Annotated in this window: 6 protein-coding genes and 1 pseudogene; 4 read left to right on the top strand and 3 right to left on the bottom strand. The window is 71.0% G+C overall.

The annotated features are described in order from the left end of the window. Positions 1-159: 159 nt before the first annotated feature. A complete protein-coding gene (dapC, locus tag ACFWFI_RS40345; protein WP_387400549.1) occupies positions 160-1263 on the bottom strand; it encodes a succinyldiaminopimelate transaminase in 1104 nt (367 codons plus the stop codon). Between the two features lie 99 nt (positions 1264-1362). Continuing rightward, positions 1363-1683: a ferredoxin gene (gene fdxA / locus ACFWFI_RS40340; RefSeq protein WP_014154250.1), complete on the bottom strand. Its 321-nt coding sequence runs from the start codon at positions 1681-1683 to the stop codon at positions 1363-1365. A 117-nt stretch (positions 1684-1800) separates the two neighbouring features. Here fdxA and ACFWFI_RS40335 point away from each other — a divergent pair, with 117 nt between their 5' ends. The 3 genes from ACFWFI_RS40335 to ACFWFI_RS40325 all read left to right on the top strand — a co-directional run bounded on the left by ACFWFI_RS40335 (position 1801) and on the right by ACFWFI_RS40325 (position 4282). Next, positions 1801-2802, top strand: coding sequence for a GNAT family N-acetyltransferase (locus tag ACFWFI_RS40335; RefSeq protein WP_387400547.1), 1002 nt, complete (start codon positions 1801-1803; stop codon positions 2800-2802). Positions 2803-2832: 30 nt separating this feature from the next. Continuing rightward, positions 2833-3684: a transglutaminase-like domain-containing protein gene (locus ACFWFI_RS40330; protein ID WP_387400545.1), complete on the top strand. Its 852-nt coding sequence runs from the start codon at positions 2833-2835 to the stop codon at positions 3682-3684. A 139-nt stretch (positions 3685-3823) separates the two neighbouring features. Continuing rightward, on the top strand, positions 3824-4282 hold the full coding sequence (locus ACFWFI_RS40325; protein WP_387400551.1) for a MarR family winged helix-turn-helix transcriptional regulator: 459 nt from the start codon (positions 3824-3826) through the stop codon (positions 4280-4282). 41 nt (positions 4283-4323) lie between these two features. On the opposite strand, the gene ACFWFI_RS40320 is transcribed toward ACFWFI_RS40325, so the two are convergent. Continuing rightward, a complete protein-coding gene (locus tag ACFWFI_RS40320; RefSeq protein WP_387400543.1) occupies positions 4324-5415 on the bottom strand; it encodes an NAD(P)/FAD-dependent oxidoreductase in 1092 nt (363 codons plus the stop codon). 349 nt (positions 5416-5764) lie between these two features. Between ACFWFI_RS40320 and ACFWFI_RS40315 the strand changes: the two are divergent. Then, positions 5765-6009, top strand: a pseudogene (locus tag ACFWFI_RS40315) (coagulation factor 5/8 type domain-containing protein); the annotation flags it as partial.

Below are 6009 nucleotides of genomic sequence, written 5' to 3'. Positions count from 1 at the left end.
CCTAAAACTAGCCTGCCGCCATTGGCCCCCCCCCCCTCGGCCCTGCCTACGGGCTGATCTGTTTCAACCCCCCGTTGACTACCGCGCTAGGGGGCCCGGGTTGGGCCCCCTCCCGAGGCCCCTCGGCACATACGGCGGGCCGGGCAGGGCCTTGCGCCCTTAGGACAGCCGCTTGACCGCCGCGTCCACGCGCTCGTCCGAGGCCGTCAGCGCCACCCGTACGAAGCGGTCCCCGGCCGGCCCGTAGAAGTCGCCCGGCGCCACGAGGATGCCGAGCTCCGCCAGGTGCGCCACGGTCTCCCAGCACGGCTCGTCGCGCGTGGCCCAGAGGTAGAGGCTCGCCTCGCTGTGCTCGATCCGGAAGCCGTGGGCCTCCAGCGCCGCCCGCAGGGCCGTACGCCGCCGTGCGTAGCGCGCCCGCTGCTCCGCCACGTGTACGTCGTCGCCCAGGGCCGCGACCGTCGCTGCCTGGACCGGGGCCGCCGTCATCATCCCGCCGTGCTTGCGGATCTGGAGCAGCTCGCCGAGGACCGCCGCGTCACCCACGACGAAGGCCGCCCGGTAACCGGCGAGGTTGGAGCGCTTGGAGAGCGAGTGGACGGCGACGATGCCCTCGTACGTACCGCCGCAGACGTCCGCGTCGAGCACGGAGACGGGCTCGGCCTCCCAGCCGAGCTCCAGGTAGCACTCGTCGCTGAAGACCAGCACACCGTGCTCGCGCGCCCAGGCCACGATCCGGGTCAGCTCGTCCTTCGGCAGGACACGCCCCGTCGGGTTGGACGGGGAGTTGAGCCAGAGCAGCTTCAGACCCTCCGGGTCCAGCTCCGTCGGGTCGTCGTAGACGACGGGCTCGGCGCCGCAGAGCCGCGCGCCGACCTCGTACGTCGGGTAGGCGAGCCGCGGGTAGGCGACCTTGTCGCCCGCGCCGAGACCGAGCTGGGTCGGCAGCCAGGCGACGAGCTCCTTGGAGCCGACGACGGGCAGCACGTTCCCGTGCGTCACACCGGCCGCGCCGAGCCTGCGCTCCGCCCAGCCCACGAGGGCGTCACGCAGTGCCTCGGTCCCCCACACCGTCGGATAGCCGGGGCTGTCCGCGGCGGCGATCAGCGCCTGCTGGATCAGCTCGGGCACCGGGTCGACGGGGGTGCCCACCGACAGGTCCACGATGCCGTCCGGATGGGCCACCGCCGTCGCCTTGTAGGGCGCGAGCTTGTCCCAGGGGAAGACCGGGAGACGGGAGGAGACGGGAACTGCTGCGGACACGGAACTCTGCTTTCTCGTACGGGGGCGTGGCGCCCGGGAAACACCTCGGTCCCGCACGGTGACGAGCCGTACGGGACCGGGCGGCGCTCGTGCGGCCGCTTACTGGTTCTGCGGCGGCAGCGCGGCGATGAACGCGTGGTCGCGCTCGATGAGACCCAGCTTGGAGGCGCCACCCGGCGAGCCGAGGTCGTCGAAGAACTCGACGTTCGCCTTGTAGTAGTCCTTCCACTCCTCCGGGGTGTCATCCTCGTAGAAGATGGCCTCGACCGGGCAGACCGGCTCACAGGCTCCGCAGTCGACACACTCGTCCGGATGGATGTACAAGGACCGGGAGCCCTCGTAGATGCAGTCGACGGGGCACTCTTCGATGCAGGCCTTGTCCTTTACGTCGACACAAGGCTGCGCGATGACGTAGGTCACGCTGTCGTTCCTCCTCGGTAGGGCGTTGGCTCTCGCGCGGGAGCGCGGCGTCGTCGATGCCCGCCCCTAGTATCTCCGTTCCGGGGCACGATCCGAACAGGAGGGGCAGACAGAGCTGTGGAATTCACCATGGGCGGACGGCTCGAGGTTCGCACAACCCCCGCTGACGTGGGCAAACGGGTATCCGTACGGCGCGTCGTCGACGCCCCGGGCGAGGGCGCGAAGTTCACCGACACGATCGGGGTTCTCACATCGTGGGACGACGGCGTGCTCTCGGTCACGACGAAGAGCGGCGAAAGTATCCGCATCGCGGAATCCTCGCTGGTGGCGGGCAAGGTGGTGCCTCCTGCCCCGGCACGCCGCCGTGGTCCCGCCGCCTCCTTCGACGAACTCGCCCTGGTCACCGCACGCGCCTGGCAGCCCGTGGAGAGCGAACTCCTGGGCGAGTGGCGGCTGCGCGCGGCCGGTGGATTCACCCGCCGCGCCAACTCCGTGCTGCCGCTCGGCGATCCGGGCCTCCCGCTCGGCGAGGCGCTCGGGCATGTCGGGCGCTGGTACGGGGAACGCGGCCTGCCCGCCTACATCCAGACCGCCACCGGCGCCGAGGGCACGCAGGAGCGGCTCTGCGCGGATCTGGAGGAGCACGGGTGGCGGCGCGAGGTGTCGGCCGAGGTGCGGACCGCGGCGCTGGCACCGGTCGGCGACCTGGACACGGACGTCTCCGTCGTACGGACGGCCCGGGAGCCGGACGACGCGTGGCTCTCCCGGTACCAGCGCTTCGAGACTCCGGGGCCCCATGTCCTGAAGGTGCTGGGCAGCGGCCCCTCGGTGTGGTTCGCCTCCGTGCCCGGCGACGATCCCGCGGGGGCGCCGGCCGCGATCGGACGCTGCGTGGTGGACGGCCGCTGGGCGGGGTTCATGGCCGTCGAGGTGGGCCAGGAGTACCGGCGCCGCGGTCTCGCCAGTGCCGTCATGACGGCACTGGCCCGCACGGCGCTGGACGAGGGCGCGTCGGCCGCGTGGCTCCAGGTGGAGACGGACAATGAAGGTGCCCGTGCGCTGTACGACGGCATGGGCTTCGCCACCCATCACCGCTACCACCACTTCCGGTCCGCGTAGCGGCGACAGCAGCAGGGACACGTGTCACACATGAGCGCCAGGGATCCCGGCACGGCCGATCGACGGCAGCGGTTCGCAGCGGAGGCGCGTGCCGAACGGCCGGACCTCGCACTTCTCTGCCTGCTGCTGGGCGCGGAGGCCGCCCCGCCGACGCCCGTGGACGCCGATCCATGGGGCGTCGACGCGGCGCAGATCGAGCTGGACCGGCTGGCAGGCCTCCTCCCGTACGGAGCCCGCGGCGCCCGCGCCTGGGCGTCCGCACTGGCCGAACTGCTGGGCGAGCGCTGCGGTTTCGCGGGTTCGTCCCAGGACTACCAACGGCTGGACTCGTCGGTGCTCCAGCAGGTGCTGCGGCGTCGCAGAGGACTTCCCATCCTGCTGTCCGTGGTCTGGATCGAGGTCGCGCGGAGGGCCGGGGCGCCCGTGTACGGGGTCGCCCTCCCGGGCCACTTCGTGGTCGGTTTCGGGGACCCGGCCGAGCGGGTGCTGGCCGACCCCTTCGCCGGTGGCGCCCCGCTGAGCGGCGAGGACGCGGCGCTGATGGTGACGGGGGCTACCGGCGCACCGCTGGAGGCGTCGATGCTGGTGCCCGCCGGACCGCTGGAGACGGTGCTGCGGATCCTCAACAACGTCCGGGCCTGGGCGGCGGCTCGCCCCGAGCGTACGGACGTGGCGCTGTGGGCACTCGAGCTCTCCCTGCTGCTGCCCTCCCACCCGGCCAGACTCCGCTACGAGCGGGCCCAGCTCCTCGTGCAGCGCGGGGAGTTCCTGCGCGGGGCGGCGGAGATGGACGAGTACGCCGAGATCGTCGACGGCATCGAGCCGACGGCGGCCGAAGCCATCCGCCACCGGGCCCAGGCGGCCAGGGCGCTGCTGAACTAGGCCCTGGCGGGCGGCCCGAGGACCGCACGACGGGCGGGCCCGTCGGCGGTGCGGGCTCTCCGGTAATTCGCACCGCGAACCAGGTGCCTCGCGAAGCCTGCCGTATTCTGACCGTATGGGGAAAGCAGCCGGAGACCGCATGAGCGTCGCGGCCGCATTGGTGCGTGGGTCGTTCCTCGTGAATGCCGTCTATGCGGAATCGAGCCGTGCGTACGGCCTGACCCCGCAACAGGGACAGCTGCTCTGCGTGCTGATGGCCCGGCCGTACGGCATGAGTGAGCTGGGTACGGCGCTGGGGCTCGCCAAGTCGAGCCTCACTGGGCTCGTGGACCGCACGGCCCGGCACGGCCTCGTACGCCGGGAGCCGGACCCGCTGGACGGACGGGCCGTGCGGATCACGCTCACGGAGAAGGGCAGCGGGCTGGTGGACGAGTTCTACGCCGCGACCTGCCGACGGGTGGAGGCCCTGCCCGCCGCTCTCAGCGAGGCGGAGCGGGATGTCCTCGCGGACCTGCTCGGCAGAATGGTCCTGGACAACCAGGTGCCGGTGGTCTTCATGGAGGCGGACGAGGACCCCTCCGCCGCGCGCGGCCTCTGAGGCGCGACGGCGGCAGCGAAGAGGACCCCGGGAGCGAGGCCTCAGGCCGTGCCGAACAGCTCGACGAATCTGCCCGTGAACAGGTCCGCGCCCTTGTACGCGGCCACCGCCTCCGCGGGCAGGAGGGACAAGCCCTCGGGCGAGGGTGCCTGCCCCACACCGCCGTGCGGTCCGAGCGGCAGGAGCACGGACGGAACGGGCGACGGCCTGTAGACGGCCTTCGGTTCGTCACCCCGGACCTGGGCGATGATGTTCTCGGCCACCACCTCGGCGTGCCGCATGGCGTAACCGGCCATCTTCGCCTCTGCGAGATCCGTGAGGTCACCGAGCGCGTAGATGTGGCCGTGGCCGGGAACGCCGAGCGTCTCGGTGACCCGGATCCGCCCCTGCGGATCACTCAGCCCGGCGAGCTCCTCACCGAGGTAGCCACTGGTGACGCTGACGCCGTAGCACCGGAACCAGATGTCGGCGGTCAGCACCTCACCGGCCGTGGTGCCGACCGTGAACGTCCTGGCCGCCCCCGGCGCGGTCGGCGGCTCCCCCTCCAGTCGGGTCCCGAGACGCACCTCGACGCCGAGCCGGCCGAGCTGCCCCTCCAGGTCCGCGCGCAGGGCAGGGTCGAAGCCGGGGAGCAGCTGCACGGCAGGGTCGACGAGGGTCACCTGCTTGCCGGGCCACACCGCTTTGATCTCGCCGGACAGCTCCAGACCGACGGGCCCGGCCCCGACGATCAGCACCCGGTCGCTGCCCGCCAGTTCGGCGTGTGTGGCACGGAGCCGCTCCAGCGCCTCGGCCGAGACGTCCGTGTCCATCTTGGCCGGGTAAGGGTATCCGGAGCCGGTGGCGAGGACCAGGTAGTCGGCGTCGACCCGCTCTCCTGATTCCAGCGTGACACCGCCGGGATCCACCGACGCCGCACGTCCGCGCACGACCCGGCCGCGACGGAGCAGCTTGTCGTACGGGAAGAAGATGCTGTCCGCCCAGTCCGGCTCCACCAGGGCGCGCAAGGAGCCGGCCGCGTGGACGAACGCGTCCTTGGGCTCGATGAGCACGACATCCGTCTCGGCGTCGAGCGCCTTTGCCACGGCGGCTCCCCCGTAACCGCCGCCGATGACCGCCACAGTACGACTCATAAGACCCGTCTCCCCACGTCACGAGTTAATTAGTTCGCTACACGAATCATAATAGTTCGCTACACGAACCACAACGTCCCAGGGAGGCCGATCGACCAGCTCAGCCAGGAGTGGAGGTCGAGCAGTCACCCTGTGAACCCATGGACGGCGCGATATCAGCACGAAATATCTCAATTGCCTTACGGGAGACGCTATTTGTTGCCCGTTCAGCGATCGACCGAGGCTCCTGATGCACACCTCTTGACGTGTCCCGGGCAACAGCGGTTACATCGGCGACACGAGAGAGCGCTCTCTCGCTTCTCTCGCGGTTCCGTCGTGTACCCGTACCACGACCCAGGAGACGTCATCCATGCAAGTTCCCCCCACGAACCCCGCGCCCCCCACCGCCCCACGCCGACACCGCCGCTCCAAGGCGCTCGGTTTCGCCGCACTCGCCGTTTCGCTGCTCATGGCCTTCCCCACAGCCCAGTCGGCGTTCGGCGACGAGGCCGAGGAGGTGCCCGGCGGGGGTGACCTCGGCCCCAACGTGCTGGTCTTCGACCCCTCGACTCCGAACATCCAGGGCAAGGTCGACGAGATCTTCAAGAAGCAGGA

It is taken from the genome of Streptomyces sp. NPDC060209, assembly GCF_042728155.1.
In the GTDB taxonomy this organism is placed as follows: domain Bacteria; phylum Actinomycetota; class Actinomycetes; order Streptomycetales; family Streptomycetaceae; genus Streptomyces.
Note: the sequence above shows the minus strand (reverse complement) of the source record. Positions and strands in the feature narration are given on the sequence as shown.

Bases quoted from the DNA above. Each gene is read 5' to 3' on its own strand.
- ACFWFI_RS40330 (WP_387400545.1), top strand. From the start codon at position 2,833: ATGAGCGCCAGGGATCCCGGCACGGCCGATCGACGGCAGCGGTTCGCA.
- ACFWFI_RS40320 (WP_387400543.1), bottom strand. From the start codon at position 5,415: ATGAGTCGTACTGTGGCGGTCATCGGCGGCGGTTACGGGGGAGCCGCC.
- ACFWFI_RS40325 (WP_387400551.1), top strand. From the start codon at position 3,824: ATGAGCGTCGCGGCCGCATTGGTGCGTGGGTCGTTCCTCGTGAATGCC.